Origin of the sequence: Streptomyces sp. NPDC005423, from assembly GCF_040606415.1 — a bacterium.
Lineage (GTDB): Bacteria > Actinomycetota > Actinomycetes > Streptomycetales > Streptomycetaceae > Streptomyces.
In genome coordinates, this window is the sequence record NZ_JBEXET010000035.1 from 15922 (window position 1) to 37735 (window position 21814).

General features: G+C 73.4%; 18 protein-coding genes. 14 read left to right on the forward strand and 4 right to left on the reverse strand.

What is annotated here, in order from left to right:
• Positions 1-50: 50 nt before the first annotated feature.
• The 3 genes from cobT to ABZT12_RS28985 all read left to right on the forward strand — a co-directional run bounded on the left by cobT (position 51) and on the right by ABZT12_RS28985 (position 3818).
• Positions 51-1250: a nicotinate-nucleotide--dimethylbenzimidazole phosphoribosyltransferase gene (gene cobT / locus ABZT12_RS28975; protein ID WP_356389959.1), complete on the forward strand. Its 1200-nt coding sequence runs from the start codon at positions 51-53 to the stop codon at positions 1248-1250.
• A gap of 115 nt (positions 1251-1365) precedes the next feature.
• Positions 1366-3132: a phosphatidylglycerol lysyltransferase domain-containing protein gene (locus ABZT12_RS28980; RefSeq protein WP_356389960.1), complete on the forward strand. Its 1767-nt coding sequence runs from the start codon at positions 1366-1368 to the stop codon at positions 3130-3132.
• Positions 3129-3818: a hypothetical protein gene (locus ABZT12_RS28985; RefSeq protein ID WP_356389961.1), complete on the forward strand. Its 690-nt coding sequence runs from the start codon at positions 3129-3131 to the stop codon at positions 3816-3818. The genes ABZT12_RS28980 and ABZT12_RS28985 overlap by 4 nt, the downstream gene beginning before the upstream one ends.
• A 37-nt stretch (positions 3819-3855) precedes the next feature.
• Here the strand turns inward: ABZT12_RS28985 and ABZT12_RS28990 are convergent, their stop codons facing one another.
• Positions 3856-4620: a hypothetical protein gene (locus ABZT12_RS28990; RefSeq protein WP_356389962.1), complete on the reverse strand. Its 765-nt coding sequence runs from the start codon at positions 4618-4620 to the stop codon at positions 3856-3858.
• Positions 4621-4680: 60 nt separating this feature from the next.
• Here ABZT12_RS28990 and ABZT12_RS28995 point away from each other — a divergent pair, with 60 nt between their 5' ends.
• The 8 genes from ABZT12_RS28995 (at position 4681) to ABZT12_RS29030 (ending at position 16217) form a co-directional block, all read left to right on the forward strand.
• Positions 4681-5466 (forward strand): adenosylcobinamide-GDP ribazoletransferase, encoded by a 786-nt coding sequence (locus tag ABZT12_RS28995; RefSeq protein WP_356389963.1) that lies wholly within the window; start codon positions 4681-4683, stop codon positions 5464-5466.
• 195 nt (positions 5467-5661) lie between these two features.
• Complete coding sequence (locus ABZT12_RS29000) at positions 5662-7197, forward strand: leucyl aminopeptidase (RefSeq protein WP_356389964.1); 1536 nt, start codon at positions 5662-5664, stop codon at positions 7195-7197.
• Between the two features lie 241 nt (positions 7198-7438).
• Positions 7439-8827 carry a dihydrolipoyl dehydrogenase gene (gene lpdA / locus ABZT12_RS29005; protein WP_356389965.1) on the forward strand — a complete coding sequence of 463 codons (1389 nt, stop codon included), beginning with the start codon at positions 7439-7441 and terminating at the stop codon, positions 8825-8827.
• Positions 8828-8883: 56 nt separating this feature from the next.
• A complete protein-coding gene (gene sucB / locus ABZT12_RS29010; RefSeq protein ID WP_356389966.1) occupies positions 8884-10731 on the forward strand; it encodes a 2-oxoglutarate dehydrogenase, E2 component, dihydrolipoamide succinyltransferase in 1848 nt (615 codons plus the stop codon).
• Between the two features lie 189 nt (positions 10732-10920).
• Positions 10921-11544 carry a GntR family transcriptional regulator gene (locus ABZT12_RS29015; RefSeq protein ID WP_356389967.1) on the forward strand — a complete coding sequence of 208 codons (624 nt, stop codon included), beginning with the start codon at positions 10921-10923 and terminating at the stop codon, positions 11542-11544.
• 297 nt (positions 11545-11841) lie between these two features.
• Positions 11842-14553 (forward strand): pyruvate dehydrogenase (acetyl-transferring), homodimeric type, encoded by a 2712-nt coding sequence (gene aceE / locus ABZT12_RS29020; protein ID WP_356389968.1) that lies wholly within the window; start codon positions 11842-11844, stop codon positions 14551-14553.
• An 84-nt stretch (positions 14554-14637) separates the two neighbouring features.
• Positions 14638-15642 (forward strand): WYL domain-containing protein, encoded by a 1005-nt coding sequence (locus tag ABZT12_RS29025; protein ID WP_356389969.1) that lies wholly within the window; start codon positions 14638-14640, stop codon positions 15640-15642.
• Between the two features lie 56 nt (positions 15643-15698).
• Positions 15699-16217, forward strand: coding sequence for a DUF4240 domain-containing protein (locus tag ABZT12_RS29030; protein WP_356390016.1), 519 nt, complete (start codon positions 15699-15701; stop codon positions 16215-16217).
• A 3-nt stretch (positions 16218-16220) separates the two neighbouring features.
• Here the strand turns inward: ABZT12_RS29030 and ABZT12_RS29035 are convergent, their stop codons facing one another.
• Positions 16221-16442: a hypothetical protein gene (locus tag ABZT12_RS29035; protein WP_356389970.1), complete on the reverse strand. Its 222-nt coding sequence runs from the start codon at positions 16440-16442 to the stop codon at positions 16221-16223.
• Between the two features lie 34 nt (positions 16443-16476).
• On the reverse strand, positions 16477-17364 hold the full coding sequence (locus ABZT12_RS29040; RefSeq protein ID WP_356389971.1) for a peptidoglycan recognition protein: 888 nt from the start codon (positions 17362-17364) through the stop codon (positions 16477-16479).
• A gap of 225 nt (positions 17365-17589) precedes the next feature.
• Between ABZT12_RS29040 and ABZT12_RS29045 the strand changes: the two genes are divergently transcribed.
• A complete protein-coding gene (locus ABZT12_RS29045) occupies positions 17590-18774 on the forward strand; it encodes a MarP family serine protease (RefSeq protein WP_356389972.1) in 1185 nt (394 codons plus the stop codon).
• Between the two features lies 1 nt (position 18775).
• Here the strand turns inward: ABZT12_RS29045 and ABZT12_RS29050 are convergent, their stop codons facing one another.
• Positions 18776-19264 (reverse strand): GNAT family N-acetyltransferase, encoded by a 489-nt coding sequence (locus ABZT12_RS29050; protein ID WP_356389973.1) that lies wholly within the window; start codon positions 19262-19264, stop codon positions 18776-18778.
• A 74-nt stretch (positions 19265-19338) separates the two neighbouring features.
• On the opposite strand from ABZT12_RS29050, the gene ABZT12_RS29055 reads away from it, so the two are divergent.
• Both ABZT12_RS29055 and ABZT12_RS29060 read left to right on the forward strand, forming a co-directional pair.
• Positions 19339-20235, forward strand: a complete 897-nt coding sequence (locus ABZT12_RS29055; RefSeq protein WP_356389974.1) for a TIGR01777 family oxidoreductase — start codon at positions 19339-19341, stop codon at positions 20233-20235.
• A 182-nt stretch (positions 20236-20417) separates the two neighbouring features.
• Positions 20418-21812, forward strand: a complete 1395-nt coding sequence (locus ABZT12_RS29060; protein WP_356389975.1) for an NAD(P)/FAD-dependent oxidoreductase — start codon at positions 20418-20420, stop codon at positions 21810-21812.
• Positions 21813-21814: the final 2 nt, after the last annotated feature.

Below are 21814 nucleotides of genomic sequence, written 5' to 3' on the forward strand. Positions count from 1 at the left end.
GTGACGACGGGGCGAGGTGGCGTTCGGGCGCTGCCGGTACTGTTCGGCGAATGAGCTCGCTTAATCTCGACGACTTCACCGATCTGATCGAGCGCCCCGACGGTGGTGTGCGCCGCGACGCCGAGGCGCGTCGGGAACGTCAGATCGTGCCGCCCGGGGCGCTGGGCCGCCTCGACGACCTGGGTGAGTGGCTGGCGGCGGCGCAGTCGTCCGTGCCGGTGCGGCCGGTGGAGCGAGCGCGCGTGGTGCTCTTCGCGGGCGACCACGGGATCGCCGAACTGGGCGTGTCGGCGCGCGAGGCGGGCACCGCCGGGCAGTTGGTGCGGTCCGTCCTGGAGGGCGGCAGCCCGGCGGCGGTGCTCGCCCGCCGGCTCGGCGTGCCGGTGCGGATCGTGGACATGGCCCTCGACTGCGATCCGGGGAGCCTGCCCGAGGAGGTCGTACGGCATCGGGTACGGCGGGGCAGCGGCCGGATCGACATCGAAGACGCGCTGACCCTGGCGGAGGCGGAGGCCGCCTTCCTGGCCGGCGTCGCGATCGCCGACGAGGAGGCCGACTCCGGCACCGATCTGGTGGTCCTCGGCGACATCAGCGTCGGCGGCACCACCCCGGCCTCGGTACTGATCGCCGCGCTGTGCGGCACCGACGCGTCCGTGGTGACCGGGCGGGGCGGCCTGGCCGTCGACGACCTGGCCTGGATGCGCAAGTGCGCCGCGATCCGGGACGCGCTGCGCCGGGCCCGGCCGGTGCTCGGGGACCAGCTCCAGCTGCTGGCGACGGTGGGCGGCGCCGACCTCGCGGCGATGACCGGCTTCCTGTTGCAGAGCGCCGTACGCAAGCTGCCGGTGATCCTGGACGGGGTGGTGGCCGCCGCCTGTGCGCTGGTGGGCCAGCGGGTCGCGTTCCGGGCGCCGGACTGGTGGCTGGCGGGCCAGAACAGCGGGGAGCCGGGGCAGGCGAAGGCGCTGGACCGGATGGCGCTGGAACCGCTGCTCGACCACGGGGTGACCGTCGGGGAGGGCGCGGGGGCGCTGCTGGCGCTGCCGCTGGTGCAGGCCGCGGCGGCGCTCGCCGCCGAACTGCCTCTGACGCCGGAGCCGGAAGACCCGGCCGGACCGACAGGACCGGCAGGACCGGATGAAGCGGCCGGACCGGCGGAGTCGGCCAAACCGACTGAGTCGGCGGAGCCGGCGGCACCGGCTGAAGCGGCGGCACCGGTGGCACCCGCGGAGCCGGCGGAACCGGCGTAACGGGTCGCATCGGACCGTGTGACCGAGGCCGGGAAGGCCGAGTGACGTGCCGCGTCGCCGTTGCGGCGACGCAAAAGGAATGTTCGCCTCAACGACCCCCATATGATCCTCCCTCATGGGAGAAGTCCGGCTAGCGCCCGCTCAGGAACGTCACAGCTCAGGCGCCTCGCGGCGGGCCGCCGCGTTCACCGTCTGGTATCTGCGGGCCGTCGCGTTCATCAACTTCCTCAGCGCGGCGTGGGTTTCGCTGGGGCAGGACGTACGACGGCACAACCAGGAGAACTTCTTCACCCCGTACCTGCTGACCGCGGGTTTCGCCTCCGGGGTGTTCACGGCGTTCCTCGCCATCACCATGCGGCGCCGCAAGCGGGCCGCGTGGATCCTGAACCTCGTGGTCAGCGGGCTGTTCCTGGCGCTGTTCACCTTCGCGATGACGTTCCCGGAGATCCGCCGCTACCCGCAGAACTGGATCTCCCTGCTGCTCACCGCCGCCTTCGTGGCCGCGCTGCTGACGGGGCGGCGGGAGTTCTACGCCAAGGGCGACCGGTCCAACCCGCGGCTGGCCGCCGTCGTCGCGGTCGGCGGCACACTGGCCGCCTCGCTGCTCGCCGCGCTGCTGGTGACGGTCACCAACCGGGCCTGGGACGCGTCCCGTTCGACGTTCCTGGAGCGCTGGCACTACGGCACGTTCCGGCTGGTGTCGGTCGCCGCCACGGAGAACCGCTTCCCCGGCATCTGGACCCCGAACTGGGTCAACATCGCCATCAACGTGCTCAGCACCCTCCTCGTCCTGGCCGTCTTCTACGCCGCGTTCCGCTCCCGGCGGGCCGTCGACCCGCTCACCGAGGACGACGACAAACGGCTGCGGGCGCTGCTGGAGCGGCACGGCGACCGGGACTCGCTCGGCTACTTCGCGCTGCGCCGGGAGAAGAGCGTCGTCTGGTCGCCGACCGGCAAGGCGGCCGTGGCGTACCGGGTGATCGGCGGGGTGTCGCTGGCCTCCGGTGACCCGCTCGGCGACCCGGAGGCGTGGCCCGGCGCGATCGAGCCCTGGCTGGCCGAGGCGCGCGAACACGGGTGGATCCCGGCCGTGATGGGGGCGAGCGAGGAGGCGGGCACCGTCTACGCGCGGCACGGGCTCGACGCCCTCGAACTGGGGGACGAGGCACTGGTGGAGGTCGCCGAGTTCACCCTGGAGGGGCGGGCGATGCGGACCGTGCGGCAGGCCTACAACCGGGTGAAGCGGGCCGGGTACACCGTGCGGATCCGGCGGCACGAGGAGATCCCGGCCGACGAGATGGCGTACCTGCTGCTGCGGGCGGACGACTGGCGCGACGGGGCGACCGAACGCGGCTTCAGCATGGCGCTGGGGCGGCTCGGGGACCCGCACGACGGGCGCTGCGTGATGCTCGAATGCACGGACGGGAAGGGCGAGTTGAGGGCGGTGCTGTCCTTCGTGCCGTGGGGGCCGAACGGACTGTCGCTGGATCTGATGCGGCGGGACCGGGACTCCGACAACGGGCTGATGGAGTTCATGGTGATCGAACTGCTGCGCCGCGCCCAGGAGATCGGGATCACCCAGGTCTCGCTCAACTTCGCCATGTTCCGGTCCGTCTTCGAACGTGGCGCGCGGATCGGCGCGGGGCCGGTGCTGCGGCTGTGGCGCTCACTCCTCAGCTTCTTCTCGCGCTGGTGGCAGATCGAGTCGCTGTACCGCGCCAACGCCAAGTACCGGCCCATCTGGGAACCCCGGTTCCTGCTCTTCGAGAAGAGCGCGGACCTGCTGCGCATCGGCCTCGCGTCGGCGCGCGCGGAGGGGTTCCTGGAGGCGCCGGGACTGCCGAAGTGGCTGCACCGCAAGCATCTGGAGACGCACAGATGAGAAGGCTCGCCCGCTGGGCCCGCGCCGAATGGGGACTCTTGTACGTCACGGCGCGCGAGCCGCTGGCCAAGCGGCACTGGCGGGCGGTCCCGATGACCCTCGGGGCGGTGCTGTTCACCGCGGTGCTGCAGTTCGTGCAGAACCAGCCGTGGGGTTTCGGGTTCGTGCAGGACATCGGATCCGTACGGGCCGAGGAACCCCTCACGCTGGCGCTCCTGCGCACCCCGCTCTCCCTCTTCGTACCGGCGCTGGACCTGCCCGTGTGGGGCGCGCTGGCGCAGATCCTGTTCGTCTTCGGGATCGCGGAGCTCTGTCTGGGCTGGTGGCGCACCCTGGTCATCTCCTACGTGGCGACGCTCGCCGGCACGCTGTACGCCCGCGCCGGCGTCCACCTCGGCTTCGACCACCTGCTGGGGCTGCCCGCCTCCGACGCCCGGGTCGTCGACACCGGCCCGTCGGCCGCCGTGGTGGGCCTCGCCGTCTTCCTCGGCTGGCGCTACGGCGCATACGCCACGGTGGGCGTGGTCTGCGCGGCGATGGCGGTCGAGGTGACGGTCAAAGGCAACCTGGCCGGCAAGGAACACCTGGCCGCGATCGCGGCGGTGGCGACGCTGTGCGCCCTCTCCTCGCTCCGCCACCACTACCGCCGGCGCCGCCCGCCGCGCACTCCCGGACCAGCCCGCTGACCAGCCCGTTCCGGGCCCGCGGCCCGCGCCACCCCGGCTACCGCCGCCCCGCCACCCGCGCCGGCTCGGGATCCGGCTTCCCGCCGAGCCAGTCCTGGACCACCCGGCGGGGCCCGGCCCAGCGGCGGTCGTGGTGGTAGGCGCGGAGGCTGGAGCGGGCGCGGGCGCGATGGCGGCGCCGGTAGAAGCGCTTGGCCCACAGGGAGCCGGGGCGGGCGAGGCGGATCGCGCCGACGAGACCGACGAGCGGGACCAACACGCCGAAGACCGCGGTGCGCGCCTTGCCCTTGCTGAGGGCGATCAGGGAGAAGACGAAGTTCACCACGACGCTGACGACGACGCCGGCACGGTCGTGGAGTTCGGCGGCGGAGAGGTCGTTGACCCCGAAGGGCGAGAAGCCCGCGAGGACGAAGCCGACCAGGGCCGCCGTCAGCACCACGGCCTCGACGCTCTTGCGGCCCGCCTCGGTCCAGTAGACGTCGTCGAGGTAGAGGATCAGCGCGAACTCGTCCAGGACGAGGCCGGCGCCCATGCCGAAGACGATCGCGAACAGGGCCGAGCCGACGCCGTAGCGGCTGCTGGCGACCGCGCCGAAGCCGCCGAGGACGGTGAGGATCACCCCGGGTACCACGTGGTGGATGTGCACCCCGCCCGCCTTGACGTTCCCGAAGGGCCCCTTGCCCGCCCGGATGAGCCGGGTGATCAGCCGGGTGATCAGGAACGTCAGGACGAAGGCGGTCAGCGCGAGGAGCAGCGGCAGCTTGCCCGGTTCGACGATGTTGCGGTGCAGCCAATGTCCCATAAGCGCACTTTATCCACGGTGGCCTCCCACGCCCCGCCGACCGCCGGGTAACCTTCGCCGGTGTCCAGGACCCACCCCCGTCAAGGCTCCGCAGGTCTCCGCTTCGCCTTCGGCACCCTGACCGTGCTGCCGGTCCGGGTGACCCGCTGGGACCGTGAGGCCGCGCGCGGTGGCATGCTCTGCGCCCCCCTGGCCGGCCTCGTCGTCGGCGGCTGCTCGGCCGCGCTCGGAGTACTGCTGCTCCTGCTGGGCGCGGGCGCGCCGCTCGCCGCCGTCGCCACCGTCGCCGTACCGGCCGTCCTCACCCGGGGCCTGCATCTGGACGGACTGGCCGACACCGCCGACGGGCTGGGCAGCGGGAAGCCAGCCGAGGACGCGCTGCGGATCATGAAGCAGTCGGACATCGGCCCGTTCGGCGTCCTCACCGTCGTCCTCGTCCTCCTCGCCCAGACCGCCGCCCTCGCCCAGCTCTACGGCGACTCCTGGACCCGGGGCGCCGTCGCGGCCGTCGTGTCGGCGCTCGCGGGCCGGCTGGCGCTCACCCTGGCCGCCCGCGCCGGGGTACCGGCCGCCCGCCCCGAGGGGCTGGGGGCGGCGGTCGCCGGGGTGGTGCCGGTGGCGTGGGCGCTGACCGTGACGCTCGGCTGTGTCGTGGCGGCGGGCGCGGCCGGCCTGGCCCTGGGGACGTACTACGGCGTCGCACCGGCGCTCGTCCTGGCCCTCTGCGCCGCCGAACTCCTGTTGCGGCGCTGCGGGCGTCGCTTCGGCGGGGTGACGGGCGACGTGTTCGGCGCGCTCACCGAGACGGCGGCCACGGCGGCGCTCGTCGTACTGTGCCTGGGCTGAGCCCGGTTCGCCGGGCCCCGCGAACACCCACGGGAGGGACCCCTCCGCGCACGCGCGTAGGCTCGCCCCAGGGTGTTCACCAGCCCCCCACGAGGACCCACCGCCGAAGGTCGGATCCGAAGGTCGGCTGCCGGCCCGGTCGACCCACCCAGATCGGCCATTGGAACTTCACATCGGAAGCGAGATTTCACCACCGTGACTGCTCTCACTCTCAGCACCGCAGCGGTGCCCGGCCTGCGCGCCGACGCGCTGGTGATCGGTGTCGCCAAGGGCTCCCGGCCCGCCTCCGGCGACCTGGTCGTGGCGCCGGGCGCCGAGGCCGTGGACAAGGCGTACGACGGCACGCTGGCCGGCGTCCTGGAGACCCTCGGCGCCTCCGGTGCCGAGGGCGAGGTGACGAAGCTGCCCGCGCCGGCCGGCTTCAGGACGCCGCTCGTGCTCGCGGTCGGGCTCGGCACCGAGCCCGCTGAGGGCGACGCCTACGACGCCGAGGCGCTGCGCCGGGCCGCCGGCGCGGCCGCCCGCGCGCTCTCCGGCGCCAAGAAGGCCGCCTTCGCCCTGCCGCTCACGGACGCCGCCGACGCCGGCGCGATCGCCGAGGGCGCCCTGCTGGGCTCGTACGCCTTCGTCGCGTACAAGGACCTCGTGCCCGCCAAGAAGAAGACCGGCAAGGCCCCCCTCGCCGAGATCGCCCTGCTCGGCGGCAAGCCCCGCGACAAGGCCCAGAAGGCGGCCGTCGAGCGCGCCGTCGCCGTCGCCGAGGAGCTCAACCGCGCCCGCGACCTGATCAACACCCCGCCGAACGACCTCGACCCCGAGGCCTTCGCCGCCGTCGCGCAGGCCGCGGCCAAGGAGCACGGCATCAAGGTGCAGGTGCTCGACGAGAAGGCGCTGGCGAAGGGCGGCTACGGCGGCATCCTCGGCGTCGGTGCCGGCTCGGCCGCGGCCCCGCGGCTGGTGAAGCTGTCGTACACGCACGGCAAAGCGAAGAAGCACCTCGCCTTCGTCGGCAAGGGCATCACCTACGACTCGGGCGGCATCTCCCTGAAGCCGGCCGGGCACAACGAGACGATGAAGTGCGACATGAGCGGTGCCGCCGCCGTGTTCGCCGCGGTCGTCGCCGCCGCCCGCCTCGGCCTGGAGGTCAACGTCACGGGCTGGCTGGCGCTCGCCGAGAACATGCCCTCCGGTTCCGCGACCCGCCCCGGTGACGTGCTGCACATGTACAGCGGCAAGACCGTCGAGGTGCTCAACACGGACGCGGAGGGCCGGCTGGTCCTCGCGGACGCGCTCTGGGCGGCCTCGGCGGAGAAGCCGGACGCCATCGTCGACGTGGCGACGCTGACCGGCGCCATGGTGCTGGCGCTCGGCAACCGCACCTTCGGCGTGATGGCGAACGACGACGCGTTCCGCGCGGCGATCGTCGACGCGGCCGAGGAGGTCGGCGAGGCGTCCTGGCCGATGCCGCTCCCCGAGCACCTGCGCAAGGGCATGGACTCCCCCACCGCCGACATCGCCAACATGGGCGAGCGGATGGGCGGGGGCCTGGTCGCCGGTCTCTTCCTGCGCGAGTTCGTGGGCGAGGGCATCACCTGGGCGCACCTCGACATCGCGGGCCCGGCCTTCAACGAGCAGGGTCCCTTCGGCTACACCCCCAAGGGAGGCACGGGTTCCGGTGTACGCACGCTCGTGCGCCTCGCGGAGCTGACCGCCGCCGGTGACCTGGGCTGAGACGGTCCCGTCCGGTACGACGGCCCCGGGCGCGTGCGGCCCGGGGCCGTTTTGTCCGCTCTTGACGCGGGAGTGGGACGTCTCACACACCGGCCCGGCGTCTCGTCGGCCCCCGACAGGTGCGAAGATGGGTTCTCGGCAGGACAGGGCCCCCACCACAGGGCCGAAGAAAGAGCGGCCGACACCAGCCGCCGACCGGTCGTCGCCGACCGGCGTGGCGCACATGCATGGAGGACGTGACGTGGCGAACGACGCCAGCACCGTTTTCGACCTAGTGATCCTCGGCGGTGGCAGTGGCGGTTACGCCGCGGCCCTGCGCGGGGCGCAGCTGGGCCTGGACGTCGCACTGATCGAGAAGGACAAGGTCGGCGGTACCTGCCTGCACCGGGGCTGCATCCCCACCAAGGCCCTGCTGCACGCCGGCGAGATCGCCGACCAGGCCCGCGAGAGCGAGCAGTTCGGTGTCAAGGCCACCTTCGAGGGCATCGACATCGCCGGCGTCCACAAGTACAAGGACGGCGTGATCTCCGGCCTGTACAAGGGTCTGCAGGGTCTCGTCGCCTCCCGCAAGGTGACGTACATCGAGGGTGAGGGCCGGCTCTCCTCCCCCACCTCCGTCGACGTGAACGGCCGGCGCGTCGAGGGGCGCCACGTGCTCCTCGCGACCGGCTCCGTGCCGAAGTCGCTGCCGGGCCTGGAGATCGACGGCAACCGGATCATCTCCTCGGACCACGCCCTCGTGCTGGACCGCGTCCCGCAGTCCGCGATCATCCTGGGCGGCGGTGTCATCGGCGTGGAGTTCGCCTCCGCGTGGAAGTCCTTCGGCGCCGAGGTGACGATCGTCGAGGGCCTGAAGCACCTCGCCCCCCTTGAGGACGAGAACTCCTCCAAGCTTCTTGAGCGCGCCTTCCGCAAGCGCGGCATCAAGTTCAACCTGGGCACCTTCTTCTCGAAGGCCGAGTACACCCAGAACGGTGTCAAGGTCACCCTCGCCGACGGCAAGGAGTTCGAGGCCGAGGTCCTGCTCGTCGCCGTCGGCCGCGGCCCGGTCTCGGCCGGTCTCGGCTACGAGGAGCAGGGCGTCGCCATGGACCGCGGCTACGTCCTGGTCGACGAGTACATGCGGACGAACGTCCCGACCATCTCCGCCGTCGGTGACCTGGTCCCGACGCTCCAGCTCGCGCACGTCGGCTTCGCCGAGGGCATCCTGGTGGCGGAGCGTCTGGCCGGTCTCAAGACCGTTCCGATCGATTACGACGGTGTCCCCCGGGTGACGTACTGCCACCCCGAGGTCGCCTCCGTGGGGATCACCGAGGCCAAGGCCAAGGAGATCTACGGCGCGGACAAGGTCGTCGCTCTCAAGTACAACCTGGCGGGCAACGGCAAGAGCAAGATCCTGAACACCTCGGGCGAGATCAAGCTCGTCCAGGTCAAGGACGGTGCCGTGGTCGGCGTCCACATGGTCGGCGACCGTATGGGCGAGCAGGTCGGCGAAGCCCAGCTGATCTACAACTGGGAAGCGCTGCCCGCCGAGGTCGCCCAGCTCATCCACGCCCACCCGACGCAGAGCGAGGCGCTCGGCGAGGCTCACCTGGCGCTGGCCGGCAAGCCGCTGCACTCGCACGACTGACAGCCCTCGGGCGCGACGACACAGACTTCCGCAAATCGTTAGGAGCAACCGAAACCATGCCGGTTTCCGTAACCCTTCCGGCGCTCGGTGAAAGCGTCACCGAGGGCACAGTCACTCGCTGGCTGAAGGCCGAGGGCGAGCGCGTCGAGGCCGACGAGCCGCTGCTCGAGGTGTCGACCGACAAGGTCGACACCGAGATCCCCTCGCCCGTCGCCGGCGTGCTGGCCTCCATCAAGGTGGCCGAGGACGAGACCGTCGAGGTCGGCGCCGAACTGGCCGTGATCGACGACGGCACCGGCGCGCCCGCCGCCGCCCCGGCTCCGGCCGAGGCCGAGGCACCCGCGCCGGCCCCGGCCCCCGAGCCGGCCCCGCAGTCCATCCCCTCCACCGAGCAGGCCGCCCCGGCTCCGGCGCCCACCGCCGAGTCCGCCGCCGGTGCCGGTTCCGCCGAGGGCACGGACGTCGTCCTGCCCGCGCTCGGCGAGTCGGTCACCGAGGGCACGGTCACCCGCTGGCTGAAGGAGGTCGGCGAGGAGGTCGCGGAGGACGAGCCGCTCCTGGAGGTCTCGACCGACAAGGTCGACACCGAGATCCCCTCCCCGATCGCCGGCGTCCTGCTGGAGATCGTGGTGGGCGAGGACGAGACCGCCGAGGTCGGCGCCAGGCTGGCCGTCGTCGGCGCCCCGGGTTCGGCGCCCGCCGCCGCTCCTGCCGCAGCCCCCGCCGCGCCCGCCCCCGCCGCTCCGGCCCCGGCTCCCGCCCCTGCCCCGGCTCCCGCCCCGGCCGCCGCTGCTCCGGCTCCGGCTCCGGCCCCCGCTGCTCCGGCTCCGGCTCCGGCCGCCGCTCCCGCCCCGGCACCGGCTCCCGCGCCCGCCCCGGTGGCCGCGGATCCGGCCGCTCCGGCTCCCGCGCCCGCCGCGGTGGCCCCCGCCGCCCCGGCTCCGGCTCCGGCCGCGCCCTCCGGTGACGAGGGTGCCTACGTGACCCCGCTGGTGCGCAAGCTCGCCGCCGAGAACGGCGTCGACCTCTCCACCGTCAAGGGCACCGGCGTCGGCGGCCGGGTCCGCAAGCAGGACGTCCTCGCCGCCGCCGAGGCCGCGAAGGCCGCCGCCACCCCGGCTCCGGCCGCCGCTGCCGCCCCCGCCGCGAGCGCCAAGAAGGCCCCGGCCCTCGAAGCGTCCCCGCTGCGCGGCCAGACCGTGAAGATGCCCCGCATCCGCAAGGTCATCGGCGACAACATGGTCAAGGCACTGCACGAGCAGGCGCAGCTCTCCTCGGTCGTCGAGGTCGACATCACCCGCCTGATGAACCTCCGGGCGCGGGCGAAGGACTCCTTCGCGGCCCGCGAGGGCGTCAAGCTCTCCCCGATGCCGTTCTTCGTGAAGGCGGCGGCCCAGGCGCTGAAGGCCCACCCGGCCGTCAACGCCCGGATCAACGTGGACGAGGGCACGATCACCTACTTCGACACCGAGAGCATCGGTATCGCGGTGGACTCCGAGAAGGGCCTGATGACCCCGGTCATCAAGCACGCGGGCGACCTGAACATCGCCGGTATCGCCAAGGCCACCGCTGAGCTCGCGGGCAAGGTCCGGGCGAACAAGATCACCCCGGACGAGCTGTCCGGCGCGACCTTCACCATCTCCAACACCGGTTCGCGCGGCGCGCTCTTCGACACGATCATCGTGCCGCCGAACCAGGTCGCGATCCTCGGTATCGGTGCCACGGTCAAGCGTCCGGCGGTCATCGAGACCGAGGAGGGCACGGTCATCGGCGTACGCGACATGACCTACCTGACCCTCTCCTACGACCACCGTCTGGTGGACGGCGCGGACGCCGCCCGTTACCTGACGGCGGTCAAGGCGATCCTGGAGGCCGGCGAGTTCGAGGTCGAGCTCGGCCTCTAGGCAACGGCGTTCCAAGGGGTGCCCCCGTCCGGATCCTCCCGGGCGGGGGCACCGCGCTTTTCACCGTGTAAGTCTCGTCTCACCTGCGTGAAAGCCCCCACGTGCGCCCTTCCGCCGGACGCGCGCGGCCTTATTGTCTAAACGTCGAACGCCCGTCGGGGGCGGCAAGCCCCTCCCTAAGGAGCCCTCATGACCGCGCCCGTCGTCCACTCGCTGCGCGAACAGATCCGCGAGCACATCGTGGAGGGGATCGTCAGCGGGCGCTGGCAGCCGGGTGAGCGGATCGTGGAGCGACGGATCGCGACCGAGCTGGAGGTCAGCCAGACGCCCGTGCGGGAGGCGCTGCGCGAGCTGGAGTCGCTGCGGCTGATCGAGTCGGCGCCGAACAAGGGCGTACGGGTGCGGAACCTGACCGCGGCCGACCTGGAGGAGAGCTATCCCGTGCGGGCCGGTCTGGAGGCGATCGCGGCGGAGCTGGCGGCCGAGCGGCTGGCCGGTGACTGCTCGGCGCTGGAGCCGCACGTGGCCGCGCTGTACGAGGCGGACCGGGAAGCGGACGGGACCGGGCAGGTGCGGCACACGGTGGGCTTCCACCGGGAGCTGGTGCGGGCGGCCGGGAACTCGGTCCTGCTGCACACCTGGGAGGGGCTCGGCATCGAGGTCTTCACGGCGCTGTCGATCCGCTGGCTGGGGACCGTGCAGCAGTCGTACGCGGAGGAGCACGAGGAGCTGGTGGCCGCGTTCCGCCGCCGGGACCCGCGGATCGCGGAGCTGGTGAAGGCGCATGTGCTGGGCTGCGCGCCGCGCCCCTGAGACGGTCGGGTCGACCGTGGCCCACCTGCGGAAACGTTCCGGAGAACCGGCCGAGAAGCGGCACGCGGTGCCCCGGCCCGAGGCACCGCGTGCCGACTTTCTCGGATTCAAGATATTTTGCCCCTCAACCCTTTGATCGATCATCGATCAGGGAGTTACAGTCGCCGACGGGCCGCGCGCCGGGGTCACGGACCGACACCGCGCCGCAGAGCCCTCCGCCCTGTCCTGCCAAAGACAAAGGGCACCCCCGAACCCCCTGCCGACGAGGGCACCCCTTCGACTGAGGAAGGCGGCGACATGACCGACCCCTACGCCATCCAGCCGAGCGAGCTCGACCAGCTCCCGGACCGCGACCCCGAGGAGACCGCCGAATGGCAGGCCTCCCTGGACGCCGTCACCCAGGCGGCCGGCCCGCACCGTGCCGCGTACCTGATGCGCCGCACGCTGGAGCGCGCGGAGGGCAACGGCATCGCGCTGCCCAAGCTCCTGGAGACCGACTACGTCAACACCATCCCGACCGCCGCCGAGCCGGCCGCCCCCGGTGACGAGGCGCTGGAGCAGCGCATCACCGCCTGGAACCGGTGGAACGCGGCGGCGATGGTGACCCGGGGCGCGAAACACGGCGTCGGCGGCCACATCGCCACCTTCGCCTCCGCCGCGTGGCTGTACGAGACCGGCTTCAACCACTTCTTCAAGGGCAAGGAGTCCCCGGAGTCCCCCGGCTCCGGCGACCAGCTCTACATCCAGGGCCACGCCTCCCCCGGCATCTACGCCCGCGCCTTCCTCGACGGCCGGCTGACCGAGGCGCACCTCGACAACTTCCGCCGGGAAGCGGGCGGCAACGGCCTGCCGTCCTACCCGCACCCGCGCCGGCTGCCCTGGCTGTGGGAGTTCCCGACGGTGTCGATGGGCCTCGGCCCGCTGTCGGCGATCTACCAGGCGCGCTTCAACCGCTATCTGACCGCCCGCGGCATCAAGGACGTCTCGCAGTCCCACGTCTGGGCCTTCCTCGGCGACGGCGAGATGGACGAGCCGGAGTCGACCGCCGCCCTCGCGCTCGCCTCCCGTGAGGGCCTGGACAACCTGACCTTCGTCATCAACTGCAACCTCCAGCGCCTCGACGGCCCGGTCCGCGCCAACTTCAAGATCGTGCAGGAGCTGGAGGCCCAGTTCCGGGGTGCCGGCTGGAACGTCATCAAGACCCTGTGGGGCACCGCCTGGGACGAGCTGCTCCGGCTCGACACCACGGGCGCGCTGGTACGGCGGCTGCGCGAGGTACCCGACGCCCAGGTGCAGACGTACCAGACGCGGGGCGCGGCCTACATCCGCGAGGACTTCTTCGGCAAGGACCCCGCGCTCGCCGAGATGGCGAAGCTGCTGAGCGACGACAAGATCCTGGAGTGCTTCCACCTCTCGCGCGGCGGCCACGAGGCCCGCAAGGTGTACGCCGCGTACAAGGCGGCCGTCGAGCACAAGGGCGGCCCCACGGTGATCCTCGCGCAGACCGTCAAGGGGCACACCCTCGGCGAGGGCTTCGCGTCGAAGAACGCCAACCACCAGATGAAGAAGCTGTCGGTGGAGGAGTTCAAGCAGATGCGTGATCTGCTCGAACTGCCCATCTCCGACAGCCAGTTCGTGGACGGCGTGGTGCCCTACGGCCACCCGGGCGCCGACTCCCCCGAGGTCCGCTACCTCCAGGAGCGGCGCGCGGCCCTCGGCGGCCCCGCCCCGGCCCGTCGTACGCAGCCGCTCGCCCCGCTGCCCGCCCCGGCGGAGAAGGCGTTCGCCTCCTTCGACAAGGGCTCCGGCACGCAGAACGTGGCGACCACGATGGCGTTCGTCCGGCTGGTCAAGGACCTGGTCCGGGACAAGGAGACCGGCCGGCGCTGGGTGCCGATCGTCCCCGACGAGGCGCGCACCTTCGGCATGGAGAGCCTCTTCCCGTCCCTGGGCATCTACTCCCCCAAGGGCCAGACGTACGAGCCGGTCGACCGCGACCAGCTGATGTACTACAAGGAGGCCAGCAACGGCCAGATCCTCAACGAGGGGATCACCGAGGCCGGTTCGATGGCCGACTTCGTCGCCGCGTCCACCGCGTACGCCACGCACGGCGAGGCGATGATCCCGTTCTACATCTTCTACTCGATGTTCGGCTGGCAGCGCACGGCCGACCAGATGTGGCAGCTCGGCGACCAGCTCGGCCGCGGCTTCCTGGTCGGCGCGACGGCCGGCCGGACGACCCTGACGGGCGAGGGCCTCCAGCACGCCGACGGCCACTCCCCGGTCATCGCGGCGACCAACCCGGCGGCCCTGTCGTACGACCCGGCCTTCGCCTACGAGGTCGCGGCGATCGTCAAGGAGGGCCTGCGCCGGATGTACGGCGAGGCGGCCCCGGGTGAGGACCAGAACGTCTTCTACTACCTGACGGTCTACAACGAGCCGATCCCGCAGCCCGCCAAGCCGGCCGCGCCCGGCGTCGACGAGGGCATCGTCAAGGGCCTGTACCGCTTCAACACGGCGGAATCGGCGGGCCTCTCACCGGCCGCCAACGCGCCGCGCGCACAGCTGCTGGGCTCCGGTACGGCGATCCACTGGGCGCTGGACGCGCAGCGGCTGCTCGCCGAGGAGTGGGGCGTGGCCGCCGACGTGTGGTCCGCGACCTCCTGGACCGAGCTGCGCCGCGACGCCCTGGAGGCCGACGCGGCCCTGCTGCGCGGCGAGGAGCGCGTGCCCTACGTCCGGCAGGCGCTGCAAGGGGCCGAGGGCCCGGTGCTCGCGGTCTCCGACTACATGCGCCAGGTGCCCGACCAGATCGCGCAGTGGGTGGAGCAGGACTACTCGTCGCTGGGCGCCGACGGCTTCGGCCTCTCCGACACCCGCGAGGCGGCCCGCCGGCACTTCGGTGTCGACGCGGAGTCGATCGTCGTCGCGGTCCTGGCCCAGCTGGCCCGGCGCGGCGAGGTCCGGGCGACGGCCGTGAAGGAGGCGCGCGAGCGCTACGGCCTGTAGGACCCGGCCAGGCAGGTACGCGGGAGCACGGCGACGCGGTCGCCGGGCCCCCGCGTTGTCGGTGCGCCCCGGCATCATGGCCGTATGCGTGCCGCCCGGCTGATCAAGATGGTGCTGTTGCTCCAGTCCAGGGCCTCCCTGACCGCCGCCGAGCTGGCGCGCGAGCTGGAGGTGTCCGAGCGGACGGTGACCCGGGACGCCCAGGCGCTGTCGGAGGCGGGGGTGCCGGTCTACGCGGACCGGGGGCGGGCCGGCGGGTACCGGCTGGCCGGCGGCTACCGCACCCGGCTGACGGGGCTGGCGCGTACCGAGGCGGAGGCGCTGTTCCTGAGCGGGGTGCCGGGGGCGCTGCGCGAGATGGGGCTGGCGGACGCGGCCTCGGTGGCCCGGCTGAAGGTGTCCGCGGCGCTGCCGCCGTCGCTGCGGGACGCCTGGCGTGCGGCCGGGCAGCGGTTCCATCTGGACGCGCCGGGCTGGTTCCGGGAGCCGGAGACGCCCGGCCTGCTGCCGGCGGTCGCGGACGCGGTCTGGGACGACCGCCCCCTCACCGCCCGCTACCGGCGCGAACAGGCCGAGGTGGAGCGGGAGTTGGAGCCGTACGGGCTCGTCCTCAAGGCGGGGGTCTGGTATCTGTGCGCCCGGGTGGCGGACGAGGACGCCTTCCGGGTGTACCGGGTCGAGCGGTTCACGGCGGTGCGGGCGGGCGCGGAGCGGTTCGTCCGCGACGAGGGGTTCGACCTGCCGGCGTTCTGGGCGGAGCGGGCCGGAGAGTTCGCGCGGTCGGTGCTGCGGACCGAGGTCGTGGTGCGGCTGACGGAGTCGGGGGTGCGGGCCCTGCCGTCCGCCGTCGGTCCGCAGGCGGCGCGGGAGGCTCTGGCCGATCCGGCCGGGCCGGACGGCGACGGACGGGTGACGGTGACCGTGCCGGTGGAGTCCGAGGAGGTCGCCCACGCCCAGCTGACGGCGCTCGGCCCGGAGGCCGAGGTGCTGGCCCCGCGCAGCCTGCGGACCCGCTTCGCCCGGGACGCGGGACGGCTCGCCGCGCTGTACGGGCCCTCCCTCGGACAACAACCGCTGTACGGCCCATAACGATCTGTCTCACTCCACGTGCGCACCACCCCTCAAGGGCCGAGGATTGACCCGTGATGGACGAGACGGAGTTCTGGGAGCTGGTCGACAGCGCCCGCGAGGCGGCCGACGGCGACCCCGAGGAGCAGGCGGACCTGCTCGTGGAGCGGTTGCTGCGCCTGGACCCGGAACAGGTCCTGGACTTCGCCCGTCACTTCGAGGTCCGCTACAACCGCGCCTACACCTGGGAGTTGTGGGGCGCCGCCTGGGTCCTGCTGGACGGGGCGAGCGACGACGCCTTCGACTTCTTCCGCTGCTGGCTCATCGGCCAGGGCCGCGAGGTCTACGAGGGGGCGGTGCACCTCCCCGACGCGCTGGCCGAGCTGCTCGACGACTTCGACGAGGAGATCGACGGCGACGGCGAGGACCTGGGGTACGCGGCGGACGAGGCCTACGAACAGCTCACCGGGGCCGTCGCGCCCGACCTGGGCATACCGGCCGCCCCTTCGGAGCCGGAGGGCACCCCGGTCGACTTCGAGAACGAGCGGGCCCTCGCGGAGCGGTTCCCGCTGCTCTGGGAGCGGTTCAGGGCCTGAGCCTCACACGGCGGCCCGCCTGCGGCTCTGGCCGGTCCGCTGCGACTGGTCGGACGCGAGGTACGCGTGCGTCCGGTCGGCGGTCACCGCGTGGTGCAGCGGTGCCGCGTTCGCCTGGTCCAGGGCGGACGCCGTGACGGCGGCCGGTCCCAGGACGACGGTGGCCACCGCGCACACCACCGTCCAGACACGACCGCCGCCGCTCGTACCGTTGCTGCTGCTCATGATCCCCACCTCCGGTCGGCTTGTGTCCATGACATTAGGAGGCGGGGCTCTGAGGAGTCTGCGGGTGGCCTGTGGTCTTCCTGTGGGCGCTGCCGGCCGGTGCGCGGACCGGCGTTTGCCCGGGTGTCCTGCCCTGGAGCCGGGCGGCCCGTTCCCTGATGTCCGGGAGGCGGGCGGCGAGGGCGGCGCCGGGGCAGCTGGTCATGTAGCCGTCCCGGTGGCCGGCGAGGGCGGGCAGCGTGGCGGTGGCGCCGGCGGCGTAGCGGCTGAGGCCGTTGCTGGAGACGAGCCGGGCGGTGGCGCGGGGGTCGGTGCCCGCGAGGCCGAGTTTCCAGGCGGCGAGCGCGGCGATGGCGTCGGTCAGCGCCCGCGGTACCGGTCGGCCGGTGGTGAAGGTGCCGATGGCGGCTATGCCGGCGGTGCGGTGGTTGAAGCCCTGGGTGTGGGCGCCGGTGACGGCCTGGTCGGGGCCGCCGGCCCGGCCCTCGTAGATGGTGCCGCAGCGGTCGACGAGGAAGTTGTAGCCGATGTCGTCCCAGTCGCGGGCGCCGGTCTGGCCCGCGTAGAGGTAGCGGATGATGCGGGGCGCGTCCGCGCAGTCGTAGCCGTTGGGCGAGTCGGTGTGGTGCACGAAGACGGCGACGACCTTGTCGTCGTAGCGCGGGGGCGGCTGGGCGTGCCGGGTCAGGGTGTCCAGCCAGGCCGAGCGGGGCACGATGGGGGGTCTGGCGGCGGTGTGCGCGACGGCGGGGCGGGCGGCCGGGGTGCGCGGGTGGGCGGTGGCGCGGTGTCCGACGCCCCGGGCGCAGAGCAGTAGGGCGAGGACGGCGGCGAGCCCGGGCAGCCAGCCGAGCAGCAGAAGGGCGGGTATGCGCACCGGACGCCGTTTCCGCGCTCCCCGGGTTCTTCGGAGGACTCGCATGACCCCACAGTGGGTGTGATCCCCGCCGTCCGCGATGTGGGTTGTGCCACCCGGTGGAACCATCGTCCTGGTCCGGGACGTTTCTGGGGGTACACGTGTGCGCGGGCCGTCTGCCCCCGGGCCGCACACGCGTGGCTGATCAGTGCACCGGTCCCACGCGTACTAGGGCCTGTCCGGACCTGTACGCCGGACGGGCCCCGAGGGGTCGAAGAGAGAGGCGGCTCCGTGGACCTGCTCGACCTGCTGTTGTTGCTGGTGATCCTCGTCTACGCGGCGTCGGGGTACCGGCGCGGACTGGTGGCCGGCTGTGTGTCGCTGGCCGGGTTCGTGGGGGGCGCGGTCATCGGTGTGTGGATCCTGCCGTGGGTGATGGAACTGGTGACGCCGGGGACGACGGCGGCCACGGTGACCGCGGTGCTCACGGTGCTGGTCCCGGGGGTCGTGGGCCATGAACTGGCGGGGCGCCTCGCGCTGCGGCTGCGGCGCGAGCTGGAGAAGGGCCCGCTGCGGGTGGCGGACGGGGTCGGCGGGGCGGCGGCGAACTCGGTGGCGGTGCTGATCGTGGCGTGGGTGGCCGCGAGCGTCCTGGGCGTCTCCTCGTCGGCGCTGGTCACGACGGCGATCCGGGACTCGACGCTGCTGGGCGGCGTGCAGCGGCTGATGCCGGAGACGACTCCGACCTGGTTCTCCCGGGCGACCTCCGCGCTCACGGAGGCGGGCTTCCCGCAGGTCTTCAACCCGTTCGAGAACGAGTCGACGGCCGAGGTCGCCGAGCCCACCGGCGACAGCGTCACCCCGCGGGCCACCAGCGCGGCCAAGCTGAGCACGGTCAAGATCGAGGGCATCTCGGGCACCCAGGGCCGCGAGGGCAGCGGCTTCGTGTACGCGGCGCGCCATGTGATGACCAACGCGCACGTGGTGGCGGGCATCGACCGCCCGAGCGTACGGATCGGCGGGGTCGGGCGGTCGTACGCGGCGCGGGTGGTGCTGTTCGATCCGCAGAAGGACGTGGCGGTGCTGTACGTGCCGGGGCTGAGCGCGCCCGTGCTGCGGTTCGACGACAGCGCGGCGCGCGGCGACTCGGCGGTCGTCGCGGGGTATCCGCAGGACGGCGACCTGAATCTGCAGGCGGCGACGGTCGCCAACCGGGTGAAGGCGACGGGGCAGAACATCTACAACGACGCCACCGTCACCCGGGAGATCTACTCGATCCGCTCGACCGTCCGGCCGGGCAACTCCGGCGGCCCGCTGCTGACCACCGACGGCCAGGTGTTCGGGGTCGTCTTCGCCCGCTCCACCTCGGACAACGAGACGGGGTACGTGCTGACGGCGGACGAGGTCTCGGGCGACGCCCGGCGCGCGGCGGCGGCGACCACGCCGGTGGGCACGGGCACGCTCGTGACCTCGTAGTTCACACCGGGCGGCCCATCAGCACGTCGTCGACGTAGGCGCCGTCGAGCCGGAACTCCTCGGGCAGTACGCCCTCCACGACGAACCCCTCGCTCGCGTAGAGCGCGCGGGCCGGGGTGTTGTGGCCCAGGACGCGGAGGGTGAGCCGGCGGGCGCCCCGGCGCCGGGCCTCCTCGACGGCGGCCCGGACCAGCGCCCGGCCGACGCCCCGGCCCCGGGCCTCCTCGGCGACGGCGAGGCCCTGGATCTGCCGTACGTGCGCGTTCGCGGCGAGCGGGGTGGGGAGGCCGAGCCGGACGTAGCCGACGATCCGGCGGTCGAGTTCGGCGACGAGGTGGTCCTCGGCGCGGTGCCGCTCGTCGAAGAAGGGGGCGTACGGCGGCCGCTCCCGCGGGACGACCGCGTGCAGGGGCGACCAGGCGGCCCGGTCCAGCGCGCCGAGTTCCTCGTCGTCGTCGGGCAGGGCGATGCGTATGTGCGGCTCGGGCATGGGGGCCACTGTAGGACGGTCCGGGCGCGGTGCTCGTGGGGCTTGCGGGCCGTTCACGGGGCAGGATGGGCGGCATGGAACGTTCGCGAATCGCGGTGACCGGCGCCTCCGGTCTGATCGGCAGCGCACTGGTGCGGTCCCTGCGGGCCGACGGGCACGAGGTGGTGCGTCTGGTGCGCCGGGCGGCCCAGAGCCCGGACGAGGTCCGCTGGGACCCCGAGGGGCAGTACGTGGACGCGGCCGGCCTCGACGGCTGTGCCGCCGTGGTCAATCTGGCCGGGGCGGGGATCGGGGACCACCGCTGGACGGACGCGTACAAGAAGACGATCCGGGACAGCCGGGTGCTGGGCACGGCGGCGCTCGCGGAGGCCGTGGCCGCGCTGGACCGGCCGCCGCGGGTCTTCGTCAGCGGCAGCGCGATCGGCATCTACGGCGACACCGGCGAGCGTCCGGTCGACGAGAAGACGCCTCCCGGGGACGGCTTCCTGCCCTCGGTGTGCGTGGAGTGGGAGGAGGCCGCCGCGCCCGCGCGGGAGGCCGGGATCCGGACGGTGTTCGCGCGGACCGGGCTGGTCGTGGCGGCCGGCGGCGGGGCGTGGGCCAGGCTGTTCCCGCTCTTCAAGGCCGGGCTCGGCGGACGGCTGGGCAGCGGACGGCAGTACTGGTCGTTCATCGCGCTGCACGACGAGGTGGCCGCGCTGCGCCATCTCCTCGACACCGACGGGCTCTCCGGGCCGGTCAACCTGACCGCCCCCCGTCCACTGACGAACCGTCAGATCACCGCGGCGATGGGGCGGGTGCTGCGCCGGCCGACGCTGTTCGCGGTGCCGGCGCCGGCCCTGAAACTCGCGCTCGGGGAGATGTCGGGTGATGTGCTGGGCAGCCAACGGGTGCTGCCCGCCCGCCTGTTGGAGTCGGGGTTCGCCTTCGCCTTCCCGGACATCGAGGACGCGGTCCGGGCGGCCGGCTGAACCGCCCGGCGACCACGGCGTACCGGGCGGCCGGCGCATGCGACCGCCGTGCGACCGTGCCTCACCCGTGCGCGACTGGCGACGACCGGTCGCAGCCCTAACCTCAACCCGAACTCGGGTATTTCTGGAGGCAGTTGGGGGCATGACGTCCCCACCGGCCGCGCAACCGCGAGGAGGGGCACGTGTTCGAGCCCACGTACCAGGCGGACGTCGTCGTGGTGGGAGCCGGGATCGCCGGCCTCTCGGCGGCGCATCGGCTGACCAGCGCAGGAGTGACGACCGTCGTCCTGGAGGCGGCGCCTCGCGTGGGCGGCCGCATGTCGACCGAGAAGGTCGACGGGTTCCGGCTGGACCGGATCGGCCAGCTGCTCTCCACCTCCTACCCCGAACTGCGCCGGACGCCGGGGCTGGACGCGCTGGTCCTGCGCCCGTTCGCGCCGGGCGTCCTGGTCCATGCCGACGGGCGCCTGCACCGGGCCGGCGCCCAGGTCGGCGGCCGGGGCGCGAGGGGCGCACTGCACACCGTGCGCGCCCTGGCGAGCGCCCCTAGGCCGACGGCCGGGCCCCGGGTCCGCGGCGGCTTTCCCTGGCCCGCTCAGGCCCCCTGGACCCGCTCGGCGGCCCCCCTGGGAGGCGCCGTGGACCAGGCCCGGCTCGGGACCGCGCTGACCCGGCTCGCCGGCACCCCGGTCGAACGGCTGCTCTCCCGGGCGGAGTTGCCCGCCGGGCAGGCGCTCGCGGCATGCGGGGTGCCCGCCCGGACGATCGAGGGCTTCCTGCGCCCGCTGCTCGCCGCGCTGCTCTGCGACCCCGAGTTGACGACGTCCAGCCGCTGCGCGGATCTCGCGCTGCGCGCCTTCGCAGGCGGCCGGCTCTGCCTGCCCGAGGGCGGCGCCGAGGTCCTGCCGGAGCTGCTGGCCGGCGCGCTGCCACCGGGCACCGTGCGCACCGGGGTCCGGGTGACGGCGGTGTCGACGACCTCGGTGGCCACCGCCGAGCACGGCGAGTTCCGCTGCCGTGCCGTGCTGCTCGCCACCGACGCGTCCGCCGCCGCCGCACTGCTGCCGGGGCTGCGCGTACCGGACTTCCATCCGGTCACGGTCGTCCACCACGCCACCGACGAACCGCCCGGCACCGGCGCCGCCCTGCTGCTCGACGCCGACCGGGGCGGCCCGGTCGCGCACACCGCGGTGGTCAGCCACGTCGACCCGAGCCGCGCGCCCGCGGGCCGGGCCCTGGTCTCCTCGACGGTCCTGGGCACTCCCCCGCCGGACGTCGAGACCGCCGTACGCGCCCATCTGGCGCGGCTGTACGGCACCTCGACCGCACGGTGGGAGACGCTCGCCGTGCACCACACGGCGGCGGCGGTGCCCATGATGCGGCCGCCGCACGATCTGCGGCGGCCGGTGCGCCTGCTGGCGGGCCTGTACGTGTGCGGCGACCACCGCGACACCAGCACCGTCCAGGGCGCGCTGCACTCGGGCCGCCGCGCCTCGGCCGCCGTGCTGGCGGATCTGGGCGCGGCGGCCCCGACGCGCGAGGCGCCGGAGCCGCGGACCGTGCGCGCGGCGGCCTGAGA

What these genes read in the sequence shown, in the direction of transcription:
- cobT (WP_356389959.1), top strand. Translation starts at nt 51, where the DNA reads ATGAGCTCGCTTAATCTCGACGACTTCACCGATCTGATCGAGCGCCCC.
- ABZT12_RS28980 (WP_356389960.1), top strand. Translation starts at nt 1,366, where the DNA reads ATGGGAGAAGTCCGGCTAGCGCCCGCTCAGGAACGTCACAGCTCAGGC.
- ABZT12_RS28985 (WP_356389961.1), top strand. Translation starts at nt 3,129, where the DNA reads ATGAGAAGGCTCGCCCGCTGGGCCCGCGCCGAATGGGGACTCTTGTAC.
- ABZT12_RS28990 (WP_356389962.1), bottom strand. Translation starts at nt 4,620, where the DNA reads ATGGGACATTGGCTGCACCGCAACATCGTCGAACCGGGCAAGCTGCCG.
- sucB (WP_356389966.1), top strand. Translation starts at nt 8,884, where the DNA reads ATGCCGGTTTCCGTAACCCTTCCGGCGCTCGGTGAAAGCGTCACCGAG.
- ABZT12_RS29015 (WP_356389967.1), top strand. Translation starts at nt 10,921, where the DNA reads ATGACCGCGCCCGTCGTCCACTCGCTGCGCGAACAGATCCGCGAGCAC.
- aceE (WP_356389968.1), top strand. Translation starts at nt 11,842, where the DNA reads ATGACCGACCCCTACGCCATCCAGCCGAGCGAGCTCGACCAGCTCCCG.
- ABZT12_RS29025 (WP_356389969.1), top strand. Translation starts at nt 14,638, where the DNA reads ATGCGTGCCGCCCGGCTGATCAAGATGGTGCTGTTGCTCCAGTCCAGG.
- ABZT12_RS29030 (WP_356390016.1), top strand. Translation starts at nt 15,699, where the DNA reads ATGGACGAGACGGAGTTCTGGGAGCTGGTCGACAGCGCCCGCGAGGCG.
- ABZT12_RS29035 (WP_356389970.1), bottom strand. Translation starts at nt 16,442, where the DNA reads ATGAGCAGCAGCAACGGTACGAGCGGCGGCGGTCGTGTCTGGACGGTG.
- ABZT12_RS29040 (WP_356389971.1), bottom strand. Translation starts at nt 17,364, where the DNA reads ATGCGAGTCCTCCGAAGAACCCGGGGAGCGCGGAAACGGCGTCCGGTG.
- ABZT12_RS29050 (WP_356389973.1), bottom strand. Translation starts at nt 19,264, where the DNA reads ATGCCCGAGCCGCACATACGCATCGCCCTGCCCGACGACGACGAGGAA.
- ABZT12_RS29055 (WP_356389974.1), top strand. Translation starts at nt 19,339, where the DNA reads ATGGAACGTTCGCGAATCGCGGTGACCGGCGCCTCCGGTCTGATCGGC.